Below are 636 nucleotides of genomic sequence, written 5' to 3'. Positions count from 1 at the left end.
GAAAGAAAAGGAAAGAGAAAAAAAAAAAAAAAAAGAGGTAGGAAGAAAAAAAAGATAAGGAAGAAGAGATGAAAAAAAAAAAGAAGGAAAAAGAAAAGAGAAAAAGGAATAGAAGAAAAAGAAGAAAAGGAAAAGAAGAGAAAGGTAGAAGAATAAACTATAAAGAGAAGGAAAGTGGAAAAAAAAAGAAAAAAAAAAAAGAAAAAAGAGAAGAAGAAGAAAAAAAAAAAAAGAAAAAGAAAGGGAAAAAAAAAAAAAAAAAAAAGGAAAAAAAGAAAGAAAAAAAAACAGAAAAAAGAAAAAGAAAAAAAAAAGAGAAAAAAGAAAAAAGAAAAGAGGGAAGAAAAAGAAGAAAGAAATAAAAAAGGAAAAAAAAGAAAAAAAAAAAAAAGAAGGAAAGAAAAAGGAAGAAAAAAGGAAAAGAAAAAAAAAAAAAAGAAAAGAAAAAAAAGAAAAGAAAGGTGAAAGAGGAAAAAGAAGAAAAAAAGGAAGAGGAAAAGAAAAAGAAAGAAGAAGGGATGAGGAAAAAAAGAGAGATAGGAAAAAAAAGAAAAAAAAAATAGAAAGAAAGAGAAGAAAAGAAAGGAAGAAATAAAGAGAAGGGTGATGAAGTAGGAAAAAAAAAAAAAAGATAAA

Annotated in this window: 1 protein-coding gene; it reads left to right on the top strand. The window is 23.0% G+C overall.

Annotated elements, in window-relative coordinates:
• Window positions 1-68: 68 nt before the first annotated feature.
• Window positions 69-362 carry a hypothetical protein gene (locus DNK85_RS12740; RefSeq protein WP_119329617.1) on the top strand — a complete coding sequence of 98 codons (294 nt, stop codon included), beginning with the start codon at window positions 69-71 and terminating at the stop codon, window positions 360-362.
• Window positions 363-636 lie beyond the last annotated feature (274 nt).

It is taken from the genome of Cysteiniphilum halobium (assembly GCF_003574425.1).
GTDB classification, from domain to species: domain Bacteria; phylum Pseudomonadota; class Gammaproteobacteria; order Francisellales; family Francisellaceae; genus Caedibacter; species Caedibacter halobius.
The sequence above is the reverse complement of the archived record's forward strand: the minus strand, read 5'-3'. Positions and strand labels throughout refer to the sequence as shown.